The following is a 22,317-nucleotide window of genomic DNA, read 5'->3' on the forward strand; positions in this document are numbered from 1 at the left end:
TATCGCCGGTCTCTGCGGGCCGAGCATACTACTACAGCTCGACCGGAATAGGAAGGGGGCAAGCGACAACATTGTCATTATGAAATGAAAAAGCCCCGCCGGGCAGCGGGGCTTTTTTGCTAGCGATGACGCAGTGGTTACTTCTGCACCCATCTACCGTTTGCCAGCTGTATCCACCACCCCGGCTTTGCCTCGTCCCGTTTGGTTTCGGCGTAGCTGGCAGCCGATTTGCCGAGCAGCTGGTCCATGGCAGCCTTGGTAACCGGCTGCTTGCTGATTTTAAGTATCGCCTTTGCCATGCCGGTTATCACCACTTTGCGGCTCTCGTTCTCCCCTTTCACCAGCGCTTCATCCTGGGGCGTTACCTTGGCCTTGTCTTTCACCGAGATCAACCCTTGGCTGGACAGACCAACAGCGCCGCTGGCAAAGAGTTCATGGAGTCTTTTCAGGTTCCGGTTCATGTCCTCATATGCCTTGGAGACTTCCGGCATGCCCGCCAGTTCTACGGCAAGGTCGTCGGCGACGTTTTCTGCCGCATGAGCGGCAGCAACAAAAGAAAACGAGGGGATTCGGTTGAAGAGGCGGCTGAGCGGCTTGTCCTCAGGGGGTTTGTTCGTATCACCCGGCTGCTTGTCCAATGGCACGCTCTTGTCCCCTCCACTCTTGAGCATCATCTCATCAACAGACTTATAGGCGTCTTTGACCGCTTTTTCCGGGAAATAGACATTGACTGTTATGATTGCGCACGACACCAACAACCCTGAAACACCGGCAAGCAGCAGTTTTAATATTTTCATACGGTAACCCCCGAAAAAGATAATCACTATAAGCTCAACTATACCATAGAGCCTGGTCGATTGAAATCCGGCTTCCAGCCTACTCTTCCCATTTAAACTCGGTGGCCGGAGCAGGTTCAGCAGGCGAGGCATTGCTGGTAGCTGCTTTACCGCGGCTGGCAGCCTGCCGGATCGAGTCAAACAGGTGCTCCAGTGCGATCCGGTTCTGGGCTTCGGCTACGGAGACGCTCAAGTCGCGGATGCCGAAAAAGTTGGTATGGGATATGTCCAGGGTCTCAAATGAGAGATAGCCGTCGGCCAAGGCTGCTTTGACTTCACCCCTGTCGTATGGACGATCGTCACGAAAGAAAAATCCTTGGAGATTTTTCCCGGCCAGCTTTTGCAGAAACTCCCTGCTGACCAGCATCTTTTCACCCTCACCTTCGCGTGCCCGGAAATAGGTGAAGCCATTCATGGCCTTAAGCCCGCCACCACCCCCGTCAAGCTCGACAATGCCATCGATGCGGCCAGAAACATACCCCTTGATTTTGGGGAAAAGCGCGCATAACTGCTGGAGACTCAGGCCGTTGACCGTAACCTCTCCGCCATAAGCTACCCCTCCTGCCAGGTTTAGATAGCCGGTGCCGAGCAGTGAGCCGGAACTGAGCGATGATGTTAGAGACAAGAGATCGGTCACACCGTTTGCCGCCTTGAGAAAGGCCGTTGTCTCGCCCAGTTCCAGAGGACCAAAGCTGATCTTGCTGACGGTCAATTTTGAAGCATCAGCGACAGGTTTGATGAACTTTCGGAGACGTTGGTCAAACTCTTCCCGCCTGAAGGCAGGCCTTTGCTGTGGGCTTTTGCTTCTAGCCGCAAGATCGACAGCAAGCGGTATTAAGCCGTTAATCCCTGAAATTTTTACATGTTGCGCGGCAGCGTCGATTCCCGCATTCTCCAGATGGATAGCCCCGGCAAACTGTTGCTGCCCATTCCGCAACGTTAATTTACCGTCGACGCCCATTTCTCCCGACAGTGCCGCTTCCTGCAGCAGCCGTGGCAGAGAGTTGGCAAGAGGGTCAGCTATTTTAGCCAGAGGAGTGCGGTTGAGCTTACAAATGATTTCGCCATAACGTGTTGGCGCAAACGGGTCGTTGATTTCGCCTCCAAGCTGCACCCTGACACCCTCACCAACCGAGATCAGGGCGTCAGCGAGACTAACCTTCGACTTTGAAATTGTGCTATCGAATTGCAACCCGGCATTCTCTAGAAGACCTTTGCCTCCAGCCCCGACAACGGATATCCCGACCGCTTTACCTTGCAGCCGACAATTGATGTCTCTCTGCCCGGCAAAGCCTGAAGCGGCAAGATCCAAATAGCCGCCGGTAAGTGCAGCGCTCGCCTTTTTATCCAATAACTGTGACATTTGCACCAGCTCTGCCTGTTTCAAGGCCAGATTGAACCTGACCCCATCGCTGACCGCCTGCGGGTTAAGGACAAAACCGCCGGCAAGGGTTCCTCCCAATGCCTTTCCAGCTATCATGCCGTTCCAGGCAGATTGAGAGAAGGTTAGTTTAACTTCCGGAGCGCCGAGCTCCTTGCCGCGCCACACAACCTGTCTGGCCGAGATTCCGGCAGTACCTTCAATAGCGAGGCCTGATCCGCCAGCAAAGTAGCTGCCGCTCACCACTCCTGATACTCCGGTCAGCTCTGCTTGCCCATGCCGGATGTCTGCCCCGCTCAGCTGCAGTTGCAGCGGATAACCGGCCGGCCTCGCTATTCCGCCTTTTCTGGGAAGTGCAATTGCCAGCTCGGCAACCCTGACAACCGAGTCGCCAAACCTCATCTCGCTCTTTTCAACATAGAGCATATTTTCCGCTACCCTGAAGTCAAAACGCCCCCCCGCTGCAGCACCCTTAAAGGAAGCCTTGTCAATCCTGGCGGTTCCGGCAGCGCTTAATTGCCCACCTGTTCGCCTCAATGAACTTTGCAACATCGCTTCGGCAACGGCAAACGGCTCGCTCCCCTTGCGGCCCTTCAGTCCCCTTAGCTGCAATGCCGCCGAGCCGGCAAAATCGGAGAAACCGGCCCCGGATAGTGTCAGCGAACCCTTTGCTGTTCCCGCTTCCAGTTTTGAACCATTAGCTCCAACCGCGGCATTCAGGGTAACCACACTGGTTTCAGGCAGCTGCAGCGTAACTGCCAACGGCTCCTTATCCAGCGGCCGGAAACTTCCTCCACCTTGCAGCGAGATCCCTAAGACCCGTGCCGACACCTTCGGCAACGCAACCAATTGCGGCTTCATACTGCGGGAGAACTGAATCGTAAAAGGTGCGTTGACCGTTTCCAGCACTGTGTTCTCTCTGCTATTCTCCTGTAACAGTTTGCCCCTTGCGGCAAAACCATCTGCGAGAGCCGCCAGTACGATGTCGCCATTGACCCCGCTCACCAGGTTTCTGTTGCCCCTAGTGAGCCTCAGGTCGCGCATCAGCAGGCTGCCGCTCAATGCGGTAACGCCGGTCTTAACCCCTCCTGCCAGCTTGATCTTTTCGGATTTGACCATTCCTCCCAGGGTGGTACCCCCCCGGCCCATTCCGGGGAGAATCCCTGCAAACCCGTTCAGGTCAACCTTGTCGATCCCTAGATCAAGATTGAATTGCATGCCGCTCTTCAGGCTGTCAAGCCTACCACTAGCACGCAGCGACAGCATCTCGTCTATTTTGCAGGTGATATTTTCCAGCCTGCAGCTGTCGCCCTTGATATTATAAGCGGCAGCTACTGTCATGGTGCCGGAAAACTTCCCTTCCCTTCCCTCACGGTTCCTAACCTTCAGGTGACTGAATGCAGCAGCGGCATTGGCCTGCACCACGCCATGCTGCAGGCCAAGTTTCACCTGCAGCTTGCCGTTACCGCCGCTGCAGCGAAATCCGCCTGTGTTTAACGCTCCGACATAGTGATCAAGGTTAAGAGACGGCGCAGATAACGAAAAATCCAGCCGCGGGGCGTTGCCCAAGCGAAAACTTCCTTCACCCAGATAGCGGTTGCCGGCGGCATCATCAAAGGCCAGGGAAGCGCTGGAATCAGCCGATCCTTTGGTCGCAAGGTTTTTCAGCCTGAACGATAGCCCCGTGATCCCTTTGCCGTTGACCAGGAAATCTCCGTTATTGATTTTCAGGTCTTTTATCGACAACTCGGTTGCACCTTTGCCACCACTGAAGCGTTTGCGGATAGGATCAATATTCCACCCGCCATCAGCCTGTTTTTGCAGGTTAAGCTTTATCCCATCTACGGTAAATGTTCCAAGGGCGCGCCGGCCACGCAAAAGCTGAGTCCAGCCGGGTGAGATCGAAAGGGTATTGATCGTCAGAAGCGGCGACCCTGTATGGCCGACAGGGTTGCCGACCCTGACGCCGGTGAGCATCAGGGTATCACCGCGCAGCTGGATGCCGACAATTTGGGTGGGAAGAGCAAGCTTATTGGTTAGCAGAGAAGAGATCCTGGCGGCAGCGGCAGGTGAAGCCAGGTAGGTTTTTGTGGTGACGACAGCACATAGAACAAGGACAAACAGAGTCAACACCAAACCAGACAGCACCTTGCAGGCAAAATATATTTTGTTTGCCTTCGGCACCGCCCCGGTCATGACCGTTCCCCCTTGTCCATAGAGAAACTTTATCCGGGAAACTTACTTTTTACAATGCCCTGGTTAGCAACAGTCACTCGACCGTCATACCTGGGCGGCGTATCAGTACGAGTCGCTCAGCTTCCACCCCATATTGCGCAAGCAATATGAATGAGATTTGCCACCGCTAAGAGCTGTAAGCAAGCACTACCTTTTATCATTAAATTGACTTTGAGAGCGCTTTCCACGACTGCTGTTGATAACTCACGGTTACCTGTGGATAATACCCAAAAAGGTGCCGTAACTCTCGGGGCTTTTCCGACTTGCTCAGAGAATAGGCGGCGCCTGTAACTTGCTGTTATTCCGTGTCAATACATATTCGGAATTGTATGCAATTGCGTCAAAATACTAACAGACAGAGCGGGGTTGTAATAAAGTGTAAGTAGTTGATAACTTCTGTATGGAGCATGACTTTAACCTTCACAATTCCAACCTGTAAATCACCCGTCATTGCGCTCAGGGCCAATTATCCGGACTGTAATTCACAGAATTGCTCGCGCAAACACCTCAGTTTCTCCGGGAATTACCTGATTAAGTGGGAGATTGCCCTTCTTGATCCATTTCTCGAGCACCTGGCGCAATTCATCTTTATTGACCGGTTTTGCCAGATAGTCATTCATGCCCGCGAACAAGCACTTTTCACGATCACCAGTCATCGCGCTTGCGGTCATGGCAATGATCGGCACGGCGTGATCCTTCACCTTCGAGTTCCCATCCCGTATCATGCCAGTCGCCTCATAGCCGTCCAGTTCTGGCATAAGACAATCCATCAGCACCAGGTCATAATGCCTCAACTCCAAAGCTTTGATTGCCTCCAGCCCGTTTTTTACAGCATCCGAAGCGTAGCCGAGTTTGTTCAGTAAACTTTGGGCGACTTTTTGGTTCACTAAATTATCTTCCACAAGAAGAATCAGAGAACAGAGTAAAGTCGTTTCTGCCCTTGGATCCTTAGTCACAACTAGTGTCTGGCAGGAGCCTTCTGCGAAAGCGCGCCCGAGAGCCGAACGCAGGCTATCACGAAGATGCAATTGACGCACTGGCTTCGACAGATAGCCGGCAAAGCCAATCTCGTTCAACATAGCTGCCTCGCCGCGCTGACCGAGCGATGTCACCATTATCAGGATCGTATTCTGCAATAATGGATCTGATTTGATGCGGCGGCCAAGCTCCACCCCATCCATTAGAGGCATCTGCTGGTCGAGCAGCGCTATGTGGAAAGGACTGCCCTGCTCGACAGCATCGCTCATCAGAGTTAATGCAGCATTCCCATCCCCTATCGTTACGCAGTGGCACCCCCAATGCTTCAGCAAAACGTCCATCAGCTTCAGGTTGGTGGCATTGTCATCCACTACCAGTATCCGTGTCCCCGCTATATCAGCAGCTGCGTTCAGGAAGCGATCCGCGGCTTCAGCCTGTTTTTCAAAGCGGGAGGTGAACCAAAAACTTGATCCTTTACCCTCAACACTCTCCACGCCGATCTCTCCACCCATCATCTCGGCAAGCTGCTTACAGATAGAGAGTCCAAGTCCGGTGCCACCGTATTTTCGTGTGGTTGTACCGTCAACCTGGGTAAATGGACTGAAAATGGCCTCGAGCCTGGACTCTGGGATACCTATTCCGGTATCGCTGACCCTAAAACGGATAACGGCAGATCTACTGTCTTCTGAATCCAGCGAGGCATTGATAAGGACATCGCCGCTATGAGTGAACTTGATACCATTACCGGCAAGGTTGAGAATAATCTGCCGCACCCTGCCAGGGTCACCCTTTAGCAACGAAGGGACTGTTGGGTCTATCTGGCAGACAAGTTCTATTCCCGCTTCTGAAGCGCGGACAGCCAGTAAATCGGCAGTATCTTCAAGTGTTGCCCGCAGATCAAAGTCGATAGATTCCAACTCCAGTTTGCCTGCCTCGTTTTTCGAGAAATCCAAGATGTCGTCGATCAGTACTAAGAGATTTTCCCCACTTTTTCTGACAATTTCCGCATATTCGCGTTGTTCATCATTAAGATCCGTATCCAGCAAAAGACCGGTCATCCCGATAACGCCATTCATTGGGGTACGAATCTCATGGCTCATATTGGCGAGAAATTCGCTTTTGGCGCGATTGGCCGATTCTGCCGAGTTTCGCGCTTCCTTGATATCAACGATCAGATCCTTCATTACCTGTAACAGGCGGCGAGTTTCATCATTGCCAACTGCTTCGAGCTTTGCCATGTCTGGCCGGTCGTCTGCCAAATTGCAAGCAATCTGCAAGGCTTGTTGTAGTGGTCGATTGATCCTTCTGGCAGCATACAGGGAATAAAGAATAATGAGGCCGGCAAGTATTAGCCCAATTTCAATTACCTGATGGCGAATGGTTGTTGCCTTGGTATGCACATCTTCTATGTAGATGCCGGTTCCAATCACCCATCCCCACGGCTTAAACAGCTGGATACGCGACATCTTGGGTATCGGGACCGTGCTGTTGGGGCGCGGCCACTGATAAGCAACAAAACCTTCCCCTTGAGCCCCCACAAGTTCATTCATTTTGACAAACACTCTCTGGCCTGAAGCATCCAGATGATTTGCCAGAGGGTGATTTTCAAGTTCAGGGTGAGTGGGATGCATTATCATTTTCGGCTCAAGGTCATGAACCCAGAAATAGTCATTTTCTCCATACCTGAGATTGCGGAGTTCCTGGAGCGATGCGTGTTGCGCCTTTTCTTTACTCTGTTCTCCCTGCTCAGCCAGCTTGTCCTGTCGAGCCATAACGGAGGTAGCGACCTCGACAAGTCTTTTTGCCGCATCCATTCTTTCACGCAACAGTTGTTTTTCATAAACAGGGATCAGGAAGAAATAAACAGCGCATATGCAAGTGGCCAAAATAACGAGCGATACACTGAGAATTTTCGAGAAGACGTTCCAGTTACGAAGGCTGAGATACTTTTTCAATGTCATTAAATCTCCTCATAAAATCATCAGCCAGGAGCTTGGAACTGCTCAGAATTGCCGCAAGTACCAATTAGCGGACAAGATTCATCTATCCACATACTCCAAGGTTTTCTTTGTAATCGACACCAGCACCCTAAACTTAAACCAAGTCAACCATCGCAACGCCCTTAACTGGCGCCCTTTGACCAAATATCAGCTTTCACACACTTTCTTACATTAACTTACAACCATTAAAGACGGCAAATCAAATACCGATTAAGAGTTAAAACTTTAGATAAATAGGTAGCTGCTATTCATTGGCTACTAGCGCATACAAATCATGGAGGCAATAAATGGAACAGCTCAGATTCAAAAACTGGAAAATCCTTTCCAAAATACTCAGTATTTCTATTGTCACCATTGTGCTTTTCATGTCCGGAATTCTCTTTTATTTTCTGCCTCTTGTAGAAAAAAACATGATGGCGGAAAAGATCGATGCCACCCGGAATGTAGTTGAAGTAGCCTACAAGACCATAGAAGGATATCAGGCTAAGGTGAAGAGCGGAGAACTTAAAGTCGGAGATGCGCAAAAGGCGGCGCTCAACGCTATTAAGGCCCTGCGGTACAAGGGCAGCGAGTATTTCTGGATTAACGACCTTGAGCCGAAAATGGTTATGCATCCAATCAAGCCGGAAATGGACGGCAAAAGCCTGGCAGACACCAAGGACCCCAACGGAAAGAGGCTTTTTGTAGAGATGGCCGCGTTGGCAAAGGACAAGGGCGAGGGCCAGATCGACTATATGTGGCCTAAAGAAGGCTCGAGCAAACCGGTTTCCAAGGTTTCATACGTTAAATTGGTTAAGGATTGGAACTGGGTCATCGGCAGTGGCATCTACGTGGATGATGTCCAGACCGAAATGGCCAGGATGAAATGGCGGATTATTATCGGCGCGACAGTTGGTGCCGTTCTGATCTTTTGTTTTGCCTTTTATGTCGCCAGAAAGGTTAAAACCGCCGTGGGCACTGCCGTCACTCTGGCAGAAAGCATAGCTGCCGGCGATTTAAGCGTTTCGGTCAAGATCGATTCGCATGATGAAACCGGTCAGTTGCTTAGCTCCATGCAGAATATGGTGGAAAGCCTCAAATCTATCATGAAGGATATTGACGTACTTTCCGTAGCTGCGGTAAACGGCAAGCTCGATACCAGGGCCGACGCTTCGAAACATCACGGTGAATTTGCCCATATTGTCGACGGGATCAACAAGACTCTTGATGCGGTAATCGGACCGCTCAACATCGCGGCTGAGTATGTTGAGCGAATAGCCCAGGGCGATATCCCCGGCAAAATCGTCGATAACTACAACGGTGATTTCAACGAGATAAAAATCAATTTAAATATGCTGATCGATGCAATGAACGTTATCTCAAATGTGGCTAAAGAAATAGCAAACGGCAACCTGATGGTAGAAGTGCAGGAACGTTCGGCTCAGGATGATCTCATGAACTCCCTGGCCGCAATGACAAGCAAGCTTTCTGAAGTGATGGCTAATGTCAAGATTGCCGCCGATAATGTTGCTGCAGGCAGCCAGCAGCTTTCAGCCAGTTCCGAACAAATGTCCCAGGGGGCCAGCGAACAGGCTGCGGCAGCCGAAGAAGCGTCATCAAGCATGGAGGAAATGGCCTCAAATATTCGCCAAAACGCAGACAATGCCCTTCAGACAGAAAAAATTGCCACTAAGTCCGCTGATGACGCCATTGAAGGGGGTAAATCCGTTGAACAAACCGTCATCGCTATGAAGGAGATCGCAGACAAGATTTCAATAATCGAAGAAATTGCTCGGCAGACCAACATGCTGGCACTGAACGCCGCTATTGAGGCGGCACGAGCCGGGGAGCATGGAAAAGGCTTTGCAGTTGTTGCCTCTGAAGTCAGGAAATTGGCCGAGCGAAGCCAGGCTGCGGCTGGTGAAATTTCCGAGCTCTCGGCATCCAGCCTTAAGGTTGCCGAACGGGCCGGCGAGATGCTGGTGATGATGGTTCCTGATATCCAGAAAACTGCCGGATTGGTACAGGAGATTACCGCTGCCAGCAGGGAACAGGATACTGGCGCAGAGCAAATCAACAAGTCAATTCAGCAATTGGATCAGGTTATTCAGCAGAACGCCTCGGTTTCCGAAGAGATTGCCTCAACCGCTGAAGAGCTTTCCAGCCAAGCTGAACAGCTCCAGGAGAGTATTGCTTTCTTCAGGATTGACCAGTCAGCGGCCAGAGCTACGACCAATGATACCCTCAGCAAAGGAGCTAAACCGAAAAAACCGAACCAGAAGATCAAAAACCTGACCCACGCCAAGGCCAATGGTTACGGAGGCAACGCAGTTCTCTTGAAAAAAGCGGTAAATGCCGAGGGGTTTGGTATAGATTTGAGTATAAGCGATAAAATTGACAACGAATTCGAGAAGTTTTAATAACCTAAAGAATGCGTGAAGAAGTGGGCTTCTTGCTATTACAGCCCGCTCTTCGCGCATGACGATATGCCTCCGTAGTAATCATGCCCTAATGCTTCCTCGTGCGATTTTTAGGGACTAATTTCCTTGTACCGAAATGAGCCTTTTCCGCAGTTTTTAACCTCATACATCAGTTTGTCTGCCGCAGTGATCAGTTCGTCCAGAGATTGTTTGGACTCCAAACAGCAGACAACCCCGGCACTGAATGAAAGATCATAATTGAACGCTTGCATCCTTTGAGCTGCGGCATCAATGATTTTATTCATAATGAGAGAAATTGATTCAGAGGTAGTATCGGGGAAAAAAATCACGAATTCATCTCCGCCCAAACGTGCTGCTTTGTCGGTATTGCGGATCGTTGCCATTATTGAGTCGGCAAAATCCTTGAGAACGGTATCACCAACATCATGACCGTATTCATCATTAATCGTCTTGAAGTTGTCCAGATCGAGAAAAGCTAAGGCAAACGGAGCTTGCCGCCGCTTCATGATGCATAGGTAATTCTGGGCAACATCGTAGAATGAGCGGCTGTTCAGCAGACCGGTCAAATGATCGGTGCGGGACAAGAACTTCTCGTGCTCATACATAACTCTTGATTTGTGAATTATCACTGAGAACAGCCAGTAAAACCCTAAGTTGGTTAAGATGTTGGATACCAGCGGGGCAAAGCCCATGACATTGTTCGATGTTGCCCAGATAAAGGCACAGAGTGACGACAACGTGAGAGCGGCATTAATTGAGACATACCAGGCGAAAAGACTTATGGGAATGAGGTAGAACAAGGAAAGGGAGAAGGAATTCCCGATTAGGTTATCTGCAATTCCTATGATAATGGTCAGTACCATACCCAGCGCGAGCAATTTCCCTGAGTTCAAGCTTTCAAGGAAATATAAGCATTCAATAACAATACATTTCTTTGCGCGCATAAAGCACCTCACCTTACTGCACTATCAGCATATAGCATGCCTGCAACCGAACTCACCTCTCAACTACCCTCAATTACTGGGCTTATTAATTAACCAGACAAAAGCAGCCGTGAAATGCTTCTCTGATTAATACCTGCCGTGATGTGCATCACCAATGCAGCAGATTTTGCTACGAGCAATTACAGTCATTTCAGCGGATGCTGAGAAAATGGCGCAGAAAATGCCGGACAACAGATATGCACGTTACAGGTTGACGTTACTCAATCCGCGTGACACTAAAACAAAAAGGGCTAGACATCGCTGCCTAACCCCTCAATTTTTATTCTGCTTCAGTCTTAACGAAAGCAGAACCCTGCAATTCCTCAAAAATTAGCCAATTAGCAGATTACTCGTAATTTTTCCTTGGTTTAGAGAAACTTCTTGTTACCATACAGTGGCTTGCGTGGCTCAGGGCGAGAACAAAAGTTTTCCAGGGGTCTAATGCAAAACAGCGGGCTACATCCGCAACCGCAAACTAGATGACGAAAGCGTTCCCTCAGATTGTATGTCTATTTCCTTGCCGACATTATCCAATCTTCTTTTCTTCTTTGAAGTATTACTGAATTTAGCAAGGATATCGGTGAAAGGGTTCTCACTGGATCCATGAAATATTTTTAGAGCAACATCATGCCCCTCGACACGAACTACTTTACACGAACACTCGCAATAAGAATAAGAACCTTCACCGACAAGAATGGTGCACGTATCCCCGGCATTTAAACTCGTCAATAGCTTTGATGAGGTGACAAGTGCCCCTTCAAGAGAAACATTCTTAACAGTCGCCGGGTAATACCAGCCGCTCATGTTAAGCATGCAATACTCTTCGCAATCAATTCTTGGGTGTTTCCTATCCTCTTTCATCTCCGCCACCAAAACCTTAGGTAACGCTAACTTGCATTGAAGCATACCAGGGAATATGTTTCATGCAACGTAAGATAAATTCTCTCGCTATAACCTGCCATAGCTGAGATAGAGGCCGATACAAGTAATTTTCAACGTGATGATTTACCCGCTCTTCGAGGAAAACCAAAAACTCTGCTACAGGACTCACTTCCCAAATTGTAGTCCTGCAGATAGCGAGGCGAAACGGGAAGCCGCGTGGCTATTATTCTAAAGACAAGGGGGGTAGACGATGTCGTCTACCCCCCTTGTTTTTATGGCGCGCCCGGAGAGATTCGAACTCCCGGCCCCAAGATTCGTAGTCTTGTGCTCTATCCAGCTGAGCTACGGGCGCAAATTAATTATTTTTTTCAGTTTACAGGTACAAAATCTACCAGGGAAAATCCATATACCGGATGCTGAAAAGCATGAGTAGTTGGGTAAAGAGCAAAAAGCCAGCCCTTGAAGATCTCTTTGCCGCCTTCCATGATTCTGACCTGTGCGGCCGGGTTTTTCGGCTCATTTGTTTGCGATGTCAGCGTTGTGCCTTCCATCGTAAAATGGGGCAAAAAGCTTTCAACGGTAATGCTCAGGTTCGAATTGGGAATGGTGAACGTTGAGCCGATATCTATTTGATAATCTAATTCTTTATTGGTCTTCTTGTTAGTAATCCCTATTTTTACTGCCTTCCACTTCCCTTTCACCATATCGGGAACCGCCACAGTGGTTTCCTTCCGAGAAATAACCTGACCTGATGGCTCGGACGGGGCTGCGGTTTTTTTATCTTCCTGCTTACTGCAGCCGGTTAGGGCAACTACCCCGCCAATGAATGCACAGAGCAATAATCTTGCTGAAGACCTCAACATTTCCTCCACAAATTACCGTCCATCTACTTTTAGACTGGCGGAGAGAGAGGGATTCGAACCCTCGATACCGGTTTCCCAGTATACTCGCTTAGCAGGCGAGCGCCTTCGACCTACTCGGCCATCTCTCCATAATCTTGCTGCACAATCTAAATTGGCGGAGGGAGTAGGATTTGAACCCACGGAACTTTCGTTCAACGGTTTTCAAGACCGCCGCCTTAAGCCACTCGGCCATCCCTCCGTATTTGCCAGAATTACCCGTGTGCCACACCTACAGCAACAGCAGATAACTATCTGAGCTCAATGCGAAAGTCACATGTAACACTTCTATTCTCGATTTGCAATCCAAAAATTTCCTTTAGGAGACATGGCGTTAGCAAAAGAGAATCAACTGGCTATCTTATCCTGTCCATCCCGCCCATATAAGGTCTGAGGACATCCGGCACAGCAACAGAACCATCCGGCTCCTGAAAGTTCTCGAGAATTGCGACCAGGGTTCTACCAACTGCCAGCCCAGAGCCATTGAGGGTATGAACGAATTCCGGCTTCGACTTTTCGTCCTCCCGGAACCTGATGCCCCCCCGGCGCGCCTGGAAATCTTCAAAATTGCTGCAGGAAGATATTTCGCGGAAAGTGTCCTGTCCCGGCAGCCATACTTCAATGTCATACGTTTTCGCAGCAGAGAACCCGATATCGCCGGTACAGAGCTCTACAACCCGGTAATGAAGACCCAATCTGCGCAGCACCTCTTCCGCATTGGCCAGCAGCGCGTCCAGTTCCACGTAGGAATCAGCCGGCCGGGTGAATTTGACCAGTTCGACCTTATTGAACTGGTGCTGGCGGATCAGCCCCCGCGTATCCTTGCCGTACGATCCGGCCTCTTTCCTGAAGCATGGAGTATAGGCGGTATACAACAGTGGCAGGTCTGCACCACGCAGAATTTCCCCCCGGTGAATATTGGTAACCGGGACCTCTGCTGTAGGAATTAGATAATAGTCGAGACCATCGATGCGAAACAGGTCATCTTCAAATTTCGGCAGCTGCCCGGTAGCGGTCATGCTTTCTTTGTTGACCATGAACGGCGGAAGCACTTCCTGGTAACCATGCCTGTCGGTGTGGAGGTCGAGCATGAAGTTTATCAGCGCTCGTTCAAGCCGGGCTCCAGCTCCGCGGTACAGAGTGAATCTCGCACCGGTAAGCTTTGCGCCCCGCTCGAAATCGAGAATACCGAGCGCTTCGCCCAGCTCCCAGTGAGGTTTTGGCGCGAAGGCAAACTCAGGTCGTTCACCCCACTTGCGGATTTCAATATTATCGGCTTCGGAAGCTCCGACATGCACCGACTGGTGGGGAATGTTCGGCACTGTCAGGAGGAAATTATCGAATTCCTCGTCGATGCCGCGCAGCTCCTCGTCAAGCGCCTTGATTTTCTGAGAGACGTCACGCATTTCGGCGATGCGGTCCTGCACAAGGCTTTTGTCCTTGACCTTGCTGATCTCGTCGGAAGCCTTGTTGCGCAAAGCCTTGAGCGACTCAGACTCCTGCATCAGCTCGCGACGGCGGGTATCAAGCTGTCTGAAGCCATCAAGATCAACACCTGTCCCGCGGCTTTTTAAGCGAGACTCGACTAATTCCAGATTTTCTCTGATAAACCGTGCATCCAGCATAGGGAATTTCCTTTACAAAGGGTCGAACGAAGTTGTATTTCATAGCATCCGCAGTTACACAAGTCAACGAATTTTGGTACATTTATGCCACAGCTGCAGCTCGTCTTCATCGCTATAATGCTGTCCTTGTATTTTTTGTCCCCACTCCAGGCAACCGGAGGCGAAATTACCCTCTCCGCTGTCGGCGACATCATGCTGGACGGCAGTGCCCGCCCCACACTCCAAAAACTCGGCTACGCGTTCCCCTTTGCAGCAACCAGGGCCATTCTTAAAGACAGCCATATCGTAATCGGCAATCTTGAAGCACCGATAACCCGCCGAGGCACCGAGTTCACCGATAAGCGGTTCCGGTTCCGGGCGCCGCCTGAAGCTGCCGGCGCCCTTCGTGACGCCGGTTTCTCGATAGTAACACTCGCTAACAACCACATACTCGACTATGGCAGCCAAGGGTTGCTTGACACCAAGCAGCACCTCAAGGAAAATCGCATCCTGTGTGCCGGAGCCGGAGAAAACCTCGCCTCGGCCAGAGCCCCGGCAGTTGTCGAAAGCAGCGGCAAACGCATCGCTTTTCTCGCCTACTCTCTAACCTATCCGGAAGATTTTTTTGCTGGTCAGGCCCGCCATGGCACGGCGCCTGGCTACGCACACCTGGTGGCAGAGGATATAAAGGCAGCCAGGAGAAAAGCCGATCATGTTGTGGTATCGTTTCACTGGGGGCAAGAGCTTGCCGCAGCTCCAAAGCCATACCAGGTAAAAATAGCCAGGCTGGCTATTGATTCGGGTGCTGACGTGGTACTGGGCCATCATCCGCACGTTCTGCAGGGTGTTGAGAGGTACCGCAATGGCGTGATTTTCTACAGTCTCGGCAACTTTACCTTTGGCAGCAGCAGCCCTACAAGTGACCGCAGCATTATTGCCAGAATCACCCTGGACCAAGGAGTAAGCAGCGTTGAAGTTGTGCCCCTGAACGTGCTGAACCGTGAGATAAAGTATCAGCCCGTTGTGCTTACCGGAGGGCAGGGGAAAAGACTGATTGCGCGGCTCAACAGCTTATCAAAAGGGATGAACGCGGTTTTTACCGAAAGTGGTGGAAAGTTCGTGCTTGCCGACATCACTCCACAAATGAGCTTTGCCAGACATTGAGAGGCAATATGGGCCGTTTATTTGTGGCAATTGACCTTCCCGAAGAGGTCAGACGCACTATCTGCCGCTTGCAGGAGGAGACCCTGGGGTTCAAATGGGTACCTGAGGAGCAGCTTCACCTTACCCTCCGTTTTGTTGGGGATGCCGACAACGAGCAGTACCAGCAGCTGTCACAAAACCTGGCGGCCATAAACAGCGATGCTTTCACTTTTACCCTGAAAGCACTCGGGCATTTTCCGCATCATGGACCACCCCGCATTCTCTGGATCGGCATTGACCGCTGCCCGGATTTAATGGCCCTGCAAAGAGAGGTTGAAGCGGCATGTGTTACCGCCGGTTTTGCTGCTGACCAGCGACCATTTTCCCCGCACATTACCATAGCCCGACTGAAAGACGCGTCGATTGCCGAGGTAAAGTCTTTTGCAGCAAGGCACTCGCTTTTCAGGTCCGCAATGTGCGCAGTAAATAGTTTCCATTTATATGCCAGTACCCTTTTGCCAAAAGGTGCAGTCCATCAGCGCCTGAACAGCTTCCCCCTGCCAACTCGCTCGGCATAACAGAGCGGATTCCTTTCATCGGGAGCAGCCATGATTACTGATGTGAAGATTCTAGCCGTTGACGATGTCGAAATGAACCTTGAGATACTTGAAGTTATGCTCTCCGGTCACTTTTCAGAGTTCATAAAGGCTAGCAATGGTCAGGCAGCTCTCGACATTCTTGCCGCTACTTCTGATATCGACATTATCCTGCTGGACCTGGAAATGCCGGTACTTGATGGCTTTGCGACATTATCGCTGCTCAAACGCAATGACAGCTACCGAGAAATCCCTGTCATCGTCATTACCGCCAACAAAAGTGACGTATTAAAGACGCTCTCTCTCGGGGCAAACGATTTTCTTGCCAAACCGTATGACAAGGAGGAGCTCAAACTCCGGGTCATGAACCATGTCCGGAGTAAAAAACTGGCGGACATGCAGAAGGATTTGAACGCTGTGCTCGAACGAGAGGTGGTGAAAAAGACTGCCGACCTGCGGAAGGCACTCACCCTCTCCCAAGAAGCCGAATACGAGATATCGATTCGCCTCGGCAAAGCTGCCGAGTTCCGAGACCTGGAAACCGGGATGCATACGCGGCGAATAAGCGAATTATCCTTTCAGTTGGCCTCACTCTTAGGATTACCTGAAGCTGAGTGCGAACTGCTCCGCTTTGCCTCCCCTCTGCATGATGTCGGCAAGATCGGCATTCCAGACCGCATTCTGCTCAAACCGGGCAAATTGGACGAAACCGAGTTTCAGATAATGAAATTGCACACGGTTATCGGAGGGAAGATCATGTCCGAGGCCGGGAAATACCCACTGCTCGAGGCGGGCAGGATAGTTGCTCTGCAACACCATGAAAAATGGGATGGCAGCGGCTACCCAAATGGGATTAAAGGAGAGGAGATCCACGTTTTTGCCAGGATCGTCATGATTGTTGATATCTTTGACGCCCTGACATCGGAAAGACCATACAAGAAGGCATTTACCATAGATGAATCAATTGCGATCATGGCTGACGGCAAGGGTGAATTCTTCGACCCAACCCTGCTAGACATCTTCCTGACCAACATCGATCTATTTGTCAGCATCAAGGAGGCATTAAAGGATACCCCCAGCGAGCAAGCGCCCCTGGAGGAAATAGTACAACTTACCTAGAACGGTTCAATCAACCTTGACCGGCTGCTTTTGCAATCTTTTATAGTAAAAATTCTGCCCATAGAGCACTGCTGCCGGATTGTGGCCGGTGACCCGGTCTTTGCAAACCAGGGTTGAAACCGGCGCCTTTGAATATTTGGCGAAGAGCATATCATGGCCCACGCAGAGGCCGACGATGAGGTTCATGTCGGTGCCGGCCCGGTTACATAGCTCCGCCTGGGCAATGGGGTTGCATGCCGGTTCAAAAGATCCGGGGCGCACCTTGTTCTCTTCCTTGAGTCCCAACTCCAGCTTGTCGATGCTGCCGGCCTTGCAGCACACCGAAAGCGGCTCCAATCCCTGGGCTGTCAGGATCGCTGTAAGCTGCTCGGTCTCATACAACAACCCAATACAGGTCGCAATACCGATCTTCTTCCACCCCATCAGCTTGGCAAGAGCAATAGTATCTTCCACCCTTGTCCAGCGGGCATTGACAGCGTCGCTCCCCGGAACGGGCTGATAGCAGAGCCCCTCAACCTGAGCTGCCACATAGGCGAGCCTGGCATCCTCGCTATCATCGGTATAGCGGGCGAATGCCTCCTTGATGACCTCTTCGCTTGCCACTGACGGGCAGTTACCCGGCCGAGGCGGCGCCGTTGCCGGGTCGTTGCTCCAGCAGTTCGTGGTACCGCTCTTCTGCCAAACCGCACTGCATTTTGCGCAAGACGGCTGCGCGTCTTCTCCATGTTTCATAGTGCCGCTCCCATCACTGGCCGATAAGGAATTCCACCACACCGAGCGTTGTGGTCTTGCGCCCGATAAATGCCCGGCTGAAGGTTATTTTTGTCACTTTTTCCCTGGCTGCCAGGTCCAATGCCTTTTGCGAGATTTTAACCGTCTCTTCCACCTCTCCAGCACCGTTGACCAGGACAGCCGTCAAGGGCGAAACTATGGTTTCGGCCACCGAACCGTTCACCACGAAAGAGACGCCCGGCGACTCCAAGGTAGCGGTCTCAAGCGGTTGTGACGTCAGTTTGTAACGGATAACTGCCTTGGTATCTGGGCTCGCTGTAATCTTTACCTTGCTTGGCAAAGTCTCAGTGACAACCTTCAGCGGTGCCTTGCGCACGACCGAAGCTTCCGGGCCGGCTAAGGACTCACCCTTTTTATTGACAAAGATCGAGATCACCGCTGACACGCTCTGGCCCAGCGGCTTGCAGCTATCCACGGCGACAACGGTAAACTCATATCCCCCCGCAGCAGTGGGAACCCCGGAAAACTCTCCGGCGGAAGACATCTTGATCCCTGGGGGGAGCATCCCGGAGGTCACCATGAGCGACACCGGCAAAGCCCCGCCAAACAGCTGCAGCGACTCTCTGTAGGCTTTGCCATCACTTGCAGCAGGCAGTGCCCGGGAAATCATGGTCAATGGTGGGCAAGGCTGCGATGCCGCCTGAACTAACTTTGCACCCACAGATGTCATGAGCATTATCACACTCAACGCTACCGCAACTGTTACTTTACTCATTTTATTGCTCCTCCCGAACCTGATCCGCCAGCACTATATCCAGAAACTGATTTACCAAACGATAGGTTATGCCCCACAACACCGCCTTGCCAGCCAAGGGTAAGCAAATAGCCGGCGCAGCAATGACATCCCCGGCAAAGTCGACCTGTGCCGTCAACTGCCGGGCAGGATCGGCCAGCACGGCAAGAGGGACCCAAAAGGCGTCATTGACCTCGGCGTTCAGGGTAACCGGCCCGACGCTAGCGAGAAAATAGACAAAGCAGGCGACTCTCACCGGAAGATGGGCACCCACGATATCCGGCAGGCGGCCCAGCCGCTCGGCACCAGCAAGTGCGATGCCGACCTCTTCCATGGTTTCCCGCTCTGCGGTATGGCTCAGGTCGCGATCGCCGGGTCCCACTCGGCCACCGGGGAAGCCGATGTTGCCTGACCAGGGGTCGCGGTCATCAATGGCCCTCTCGATAAAGAAAACTGCAGGCCCCGCCGGCTCCATTCTCAAGATCATGGCAACAGCAGTGGGAGCGAGATGGTCGACAACCTGCTCCTGAATATCCAATGCGGCCAGCCGGTCGCGAATCTGGGCAATTGTTACCATAGTTTTTAAAGGCACCGGCTACTCGAACTGCGCCCTGAACTCTTTTACGGCAGTGCGCAGCTCTTCCACTTCGCTGCGCAGCGCGCGGACCTCTTCTTCAAGCCGGGCGAAACGCTCCTCCTCAGCCATTACTTTCAAACGAGCCGGTTCAGGTGGCGACTGAGAATCTTCTTCCGAGACAGCCGGCATACCGGAAAAAAAGTGGGCATACCTGGCCTCTTTCCTCCCCGGCTGGCGCGCCAGTTTCAATACCAGCGGCGGATTAATATCCGAAAGCTCCTGCAGCACCTCCTCCACCGCTGCCAGATCAGGGAAAGGGGCCATTCTCTCCCCCCTGGTGCGCAGTTCGCCAACGGTCTGAGGGCCGCGCAGCAAAAGCTCGGCAATGACTGCAAGTGCCGGAGGGGCCAACCGCAGGCTTTCTGCCAGCGAGTGCCGGTACTTGGATACCCGGCCGGAATCACCGGCAACACGGGCAAACCTTTTGAACCTGAGTGAATCTAGGGCCTTGACGACATCCGTTTCCTGAAGCGCCATGACCGGATCACGGTTTGATTTCTGGTTACAGGCGTTGGTCAAGGCATTAAGCGAAAGTGGATAATACTCGGGCGTGGTCAACTCCTTTTCTATCAGGCAGCCGAGTACACGGACTTCGATATCGTCGAGGGTTGTGTCCATGATTAGATCCTTTCATCACTAAACAGTCGAGTTTTTGCAGTATAACAGCATGCGTGCCGCTATGCATGACTTTTCAGAGCAAGGATGTCACTCATGCTCTTGAATAAGAACAAACGGTGACACAATCAGCATTGAGAAACTGCTTGCAGGGTCTTGGTCCCAAGCAGCTACCTGCCCGTCAGTAGGGCGGCCCAGAAGCCGTGAAGCCAGCCATCGCTCGACGATCGCCGCATCATCTGCAGCAATCCGTTCGCCGACTTCTGCCAGATCAAGGTCACGCGAAACAGCGAACAGAGCCTCTCGTTCATGGTGCGGTTTCAGCCATTGCCACTGTGCCGTTTCAATCTCTAAAGCATGCTTATCCTGTGCATCATCCACGTCAATTCCCTCCACTGATTGCTTCTGTGAGTCTTAGAGACGGCCATTATAACTAAACATTCCTAAAATTGCATCGATCGCTTTGATCTTTTGAAAATGGCTATTACAATGATACAAAATCTATTTCTTGCGACTGGCACTGTCATGAACCATCACATCCGCATCCTTATTGTCGAGGATTCAGAAGAAGATACCATTCTCCTCCTGCATGCGCTCCGCAAGGGGGGGTATGACCCGACATACATCCGGGTAGAGACCGAGGAAGACATGATCTCTGCCCTGGAGACCCAGCAGTGGGACCTGGTGATTTCTGATTATGTGCTCCCGGTATTCAACGGCCTTACTGCCCTTAAGGTGCTGCGGGAACGCGACCTTGACCTGCCGTTTATCATAATTTCCGGCCGAATCGGCGAAGACACCGCTGTTGAAGCGATGAAAATGGGGGCCAATGACTACCTGATCAAAGGTTCGATCTCCCGGCTGATCCCGGCGATTGAACGCGAGATCCAGGAAGCGGCCACCCGCAGGGGCAAGAAGCTTGCGGAAGCGGAGTTGATCAAGAGCGAACAGCGCTATAAACGCCTGGTCAATGCGGTCACCGACTACATCTACCATGTCAAGGTGGCAAACGGCTCAGTAGCTTCAACCTCTCACGGACCGGGCTGCCTGGCCGTGACCGGCTACACCTCTGATGAGTATGCGGAGAATCCGTCTCTCTGGTACGAAATGATCATTGACGAAGATCGGCCCCTGGTACAGGAGCTTTCCAGAAAAATTGCCGCAAGAGAGGAAATTGGTCCGATCGAGCACCGGATCACCCGCAAGGACGGTACCATCCGCTGGGTCATGAACACCGTAGTGCCCAGGTACAATACTGCCGGCAATCTGGTGGCCTACGATGGCCTGGTCAGCGACATCACCGAGCGCAAGAAGGCCGAAGAAGAGCTGCTGCTGCAGAGCACGGCGCTGAATGCCGCTGCCAACGCCATTGTCATAACCGATGTCCAAGGCCGGGTATTATGGACCAACCAGGCATTCGAGGCCCTTACCGGTTATCCGCTAAATGAGATTATCGGTCAATCGCTGAACTTGCTGAAATCCGGAAACCATGGCCCGGATTTCTATGCCGGACTGTGGCAAGATATCTCCGAAGGCAAGGTGTGGCATGGCGAGATGATCAATCGCCGTAAGGACGGGTCGCTCTATAACGAAGAGCAGACCATCACCCCGGTGCGAAGCGGCACTGGCGAAATCAGTCACTACATCGCCATCAAGCAGGACATCACCCAGAGAAAACTTGCGGAAAAAGCACTGCTGGATAATGCCCAGATGATGATGGAGATGGAGGTCGGCAAAAAAATCCAGCTTTCCCTGCTTCCCGAGCATCCGCCGGCCATACCGGGGGTAACCATTGCCGGCAATCTTGTAGCAGCTTCACATGTCGGTGGTGACTATTACGACTACTTCCAGCGTGGTTCGCAAGGGATCGACCTCGTTATCGCCGATGTTACCGGTCACAGCATCGGCTCGGCATTGATCATGGCAGAAGCGAGAGGGTTGTTGCATTCGCTGTACACGACCGACATTTCAGTCGCGGAAATCCTCCAAAGCCTGGGGCGGCTGCTCTATGACGATCTATCCAGGGCGGAACTCTTTGTAACGATTTTCTATGCTCGCTATGACTCGCAGAGCAATCTCTTAAGTTATGCTGACGCCGGCCACAACCCGCCGCTCATGTATAATCGTGAAACCCGCTCATTTCAGGAACTGGATGCCGAAGGGCTGATGCTGGGAGTCAAAATCGACTTCCATTACGAAGAACGACAGGTATCTATCCGCGAGGGAGACCTGCTAGTTCTCTTTACCGATGGCATCATCGAGGCATGCAATCCGAGCGGCGAACTCTTCGGATTGGACCGTCTCAAGAAACTCATCAGCGACAAATCATCCGAAGAGCCGGCAATGATCATTGAAGCACTCTTCAGAGAACTCTCCCTGTTTACCCTGACAAGCGCCTTCCAGGACGATGTCTCCATGGTCGTTGTCAAGTTCACCTAACACAGCACGTTGCAAAGAAAGAAGG

17 protein-coding genes and 3 tRNA genes are annotated in these 22,317 nt (G+C 51.6%); 5 read left to right on the forward strand and 15 right to left on the reverse strand.

Annotation, left to right across the window (positions count from 1 at the left end; all coding sequences use genetic code 11):
- Nucleotides 1–137: 137 nt before the first annotated feature.
- The 3 genes from KI809_RS11660 to KI809_RS11670 form a co-directional block, all read right to left on the reverse strand.
- A complete protein-coding gene (locus tag KI809_RS11660; protein ID WP_214171733.1) occupies nt 138–797 on the reverse strand; it encodes a DUF1318 domain-containing protein in 660 nt (219 codons plus the stop codon).
- A 79-nt stretch (nt 798–876) separates the two neighbouring features.
- Nucleotides 877–4,413, reverse strand: coding sequence for a hypothetical protein (locus KI809_RS11665; protein ID WP_214171734.1), 3,537 nt, complete (start codon nt 4,411–4,413; stop codon nt 877–879).
- 521 nt (nt 4,414–4,934) lie between these two features.
- A complete protein-coding gene (locus tag KI809_RS11670; RefSeq protein ID WP_214171735.1) occupies nt 4,935–7,391 on the reverse strand; it encodes a response regulator in 2,457 nt (818 codons plus the stop codon).
- 326 nt (nt 7,392–7,717) lie between these two features.
- Between KI809_RS11670 and KI809_RS11675 the strand changes: the two genes are divergently transcribed.
- On the forward strand, nt 7,718–9,829 hold the full coding sequence (locus KI809_RS11675) for a methyl-accepting chemotaxis protein (RefSeq protein ID WP_214171736.1): 2,112 nt from the start codon (nt 7,718–7,720) through the stop codon (nt 9,827–9,829).
- Nucleotides 9,830–9,939: 110 nt separating this feature from the next.
- On the opposite strand, the gene KI809_RS11680 is transcribed toward KI809_RS11675, so the two are convergent.
- The 7 genes from KI809_RS11680 to serS form a co-directional block, all read right to left on the reverse strand.
- Nucleotides 9,940–10,794, reverse strand: a complete 855-nt coding sequence (locus tag KI809_RS11680) for a GGDEF domain-containing protein (protein WP_214171737.1) — start codon at nt 10,792–10,794, stop codon at nt 9,940–9,942.
- Nucleotides 10,795–11,289: 495 nt separating this feature from the next.
- Entirely contained in the window at nt 11,290–11,694 is a 405-nt protein-coding gene (locus KI809_RS11685; RefSeq protein WP_214171738.1) for a PilZ domain-containing protein, read from the reverse strand.
- 296 nt (nt 11,695–11,990) lie between these two features.
- Nucleotides 11,991–12,067: transfer RNA gene (locus KI809_RS11690), tRNA-Arg, on the reverse strand.
- Between the two features lie 16 nt (nt 12,068–12,083).
- The gene (locus tag KI809_RS11695; RefSeq protein WP_214171739.1) at nt 12,084–12,578 is read right to left on the reverse strand and encodes a DUF2155 domain-containing protein; all 495 of its coding nucleotides are present in this window, start codon (nt 12,576–12,578) and stop codon (nt 12,084–12,086) included.
- A 35-nt stretch (nt 12,579–12,613) separates the two neighbouring features.
- A tRNA-Ser gene (locus KI809_RS11700) sits at nt 12,614–12,706 on the reverse strand.
- 24 nt (nt 12,707–12,730) lie between these two features.
- Nucleotides 12,731–12,816: transfer RNA gene (locus KI809_RS11705), tRNA-Ser, on the reverse strand.
- A 154-nt stretch (nt 12,817–12,970) separates the two neighbouring features.
- Nucleotides 12,971–14,239 carry a serine--tRNA ligase gene (gene serS, locus KI809_RS11710; protein ID WP_214171740.1) on the reverse strand — a complete coding sequence of 423 codons (1,269 nt, stop codon included), beginning with the start codon at nt 14,237–14,239 and terminating at the stop codon, nt 12,971–12,973.
- Nucleotides 14,240–14,323: 84 nt separating this feature from the next.
- Between serS and KI809_RS11715 the strand changes: the two genes are divergently transcribed.
- The 3 genes from KI809_RS11715 to KI809_RS11725 are packed head-to-tail and all read left to right on the forward strand — an operon-like array spanning nt 14,324 to nt 17,076.
- Nucleotides 14,324–15,382, forward strand: a complete 1,059-nt coding sequence (locus KI809_RS11715) for a CapA family protein (protein ID WP_246559365.1) — start codon at nt 14,324–14,326, stop codon at nt 15,380–15,382.
- An 8-nt stretch (nt 15,383–15,390) separates the two neighbouring features.
- Nucleotides 15,391–15,939 carry an RNA 2',3'-cyclic phosphodiesterase gene (thpR, locus tag KI809_RS11720; RefSeq protein WP_214171741.1) on the forward strand — a complete coding sequence of 183 codons (549 nt, stop codon included), beginning with the start codon at nt 15,391–15,393 and terminating at the stop codon, nt 15,937–15,939.
- A gap of 30 nt (nt 15,940–15,969) precedes the next feature.
- On the forward strand, nt 15,970–17,076 hold the full coding sequence (locus tag KI809_RS11725) for an HD-GYP domain-containing protein (RefSeq protein ID WP_214171742.1): 1,107 nt from the start codon (nt 15,970–15,972) through the stop codon (nt 17,074–17,076).
- Between the two features lie 6 nt (nt 17,077–17,082).
- Here the strand turns inward: KI809_RS11725 and KI809_RS11730 are convergent, their stop codons facing one another.
- The 5 genes from KI809_RS11730 to KI809_RS11750 form a co-directional block, all read right to left on the reverse strand.
- The gene (locus tag KI809_RS11730) at nt 17,083–17,808 is read right to left on the reverse strand and encodes a DUF1847 domain-containing protein (protein WP_214171743.1); all 726 of its coding nucleotides are present in this window, start codon (nt 17,806–17,808) and stop codon (nt 17,083–17,085) included.
- 13 nt (nt 17,809–17,821) lie between these two features.
- Nucleotides 17,822–18,583 carry an Ig domain-containing protein gene (locus KI809_RS11735; RefSeq protein WP_214171744.1) on the reverse strand — a complete coding sequence of 254 codons (762 nt, stop codon included), beginning with the start codon at nt 18,581–18,583 and terminating at the stop codon, nt 17,822–17,824.
- A gap of 1 nt (nt 18,584) precedes the next feature.
- Entirely contained in the window at nt 18,585–19,193 is a 609-nt protein-coding gene (locus tag KI809_RS11740) for an NUDIX hydrolase (protein ID WP_337833309.1), read from the reverse strand.
- 3 nt (nt 19,194–19,196) lie between these two features.
- A complete protein-coding gene (locus KI809_RS11745) occupies nt 19,197–19,856 on the reverse strand; it encodes a YceH family protein (RefSeq protein WP_214171745.1) in 660 nt (219 codons plus the stop codon).
- 87 nt (nt 19,857–19,943) lie between these two features.
- Nucleotides 19,944–20,234, reverse strand: a complete 291-nt coding sequence (locus KI809_RS11750) for a DUF2288 domain-containing protein (RefSeq protein WP_214171746.1) — start codon at nt 20,232–20,234, stop codon at nt 19,944–19,946.
- 144 nt (nt 20,235–20,378) lie between these two features.
- On the opposite strand from KI809_RS11750, the gene KI809_RS11755 reads away from it, so the two are divergent.
- Nucleotides 20,379–22,292 (forward strand): SpoIIE family protein phosphatase, encoded by a 1,914-nt coding sequence (locus KI809_RS11755; protein WP_214171747.1) that lies wholly within the window; start codon nt 20,379–20,381, stop codon nt 22,290–22,292.
- The last annotated feature ends 25 nt before the right edge of the window (nt 22,293–22,317 follow it).

The organism is Geoanaerobacter pelophilus, assembly GCF_018476885.1.
GTDB classification, from domain to species: Bacteria; Desulfobacterota; Desulfuromonadia; order Geobacterales; family DSM-12255; genus Geoanaerobacter; species Geoanaerobacter pelophilus.

What these genes read in the sequence shown, in the direction of transcription:
- serS (WP_214171740.1), bottom strand. Translation starts at nt 14,239, where the DNA reads ATGCTGGATGCACGGTTTATCAGAGAAAATCTGGAATTAGTCGAGTCT.
- KI809_RS11730 (WP_214171743.1), bottom strand. Translation starts at nt 17,808, where the DNA reads ATGAAACATGGAGAAGACGCGCAGCCGTCTTGCGCAAAATGCAGTGCG.
- KI809_RS11755 (WP_214171747.1), top strand. Translation starts at nt 20,379, where the DNA reads ATGAACCATCACATCCGCATCCTTATTGTCGAGGATTCAGAAGAAGAT.
- KI809_RS11725 (WP_214171742.1), top strand. Translation starts at nt 15,970, where the DNA reads ATGATTACTGATGTGAAGATTCTAGCCGTTGACGATGTCGAAATGAAC.
- KI809_RS11745 (WP_214171745.1), bottom strand. Translation starts at nt 19,856, where the DNA reads ATGGACACAACCCTCGACGATATCGAAGTCCGTGTACTCGGCTGCCTG.
- KI809_RS11695 (WP_214171739.1), bottom strand. Translation starts at nt 12,578, where the DNA reads ATGTTGAGGTCTTCAGCAAGATTATTGCTCTGTGCATTCATTGGCGGG.
- KI809_RS11660 (WP_214171733.1), bottom strand. Translation starts at nt 797, where the DNA reads ATGAAAATATTAAAACTGCTGCTTGCCGGTGTTTCAGGGTTGTTGGTG.
- KI809_RS11680 (WP_214171737.1), bottom strand. Translation starts at nt 10,794, where the DNA reads ATGCGCGCAAAGAAATGTATTGTTATTGAATGCTTATATTTCCTTGAA.
- KI809_RS11670 (WP_214171735.1), bottom strand. Translation starts at nt 7,391, where the DNA reads ATGACATTGAAAAAGTATCTCAGCCTTCGTAACTGGAACGTCTTCTCG.
- KI809_RS11665 (WP_214171734.1), bottom strand. Translation starts at nt 4,413, where the DNA reads ATGACCGGGGCGGTGCCGAAGGCAAACAAAATATATTTTGCCTGCAAG.
- KI809_RS11715 (WP_246559365.1), top strand. Translation starts at nt 14,324, where the DNA reads ATGCCACAGCTGCAGCTCGTCTTCATCGCTATAATGCTGTCCTTGTAT.
- thpR (WP_214171741.1), top strand. Translation starts at nt 15,391, where the DNA reads ATGGGCCGTTTATTTGTGGCAATTGACCTTCCCGAAGAGGTCAGACGC.
- KI809_RS11675 (WP_214171736.1), top strand. Translation starts at nt 7,718, where the DNA reads ATGGAACAGCTCAGATTCAAAAACTGGAAAATCCTTTCCAAAATACTC.
- KI809_RS11685 (WP_214171738.1), bottom strand. Translation starts at nt 11,694, where the DNA reads ATGAAAGAGGATAGGAAACACCCAAGAATTGATTGCGAAGAGTATTGC.
- KI809_RS11735 (WP_214171744.1), bottom strand. Translation starts at nt 18,583, where the DNA reads ATGAGTAAAGTAACAGTTGCGGTAGCGTTGAGTGTGATAATGCTCATG.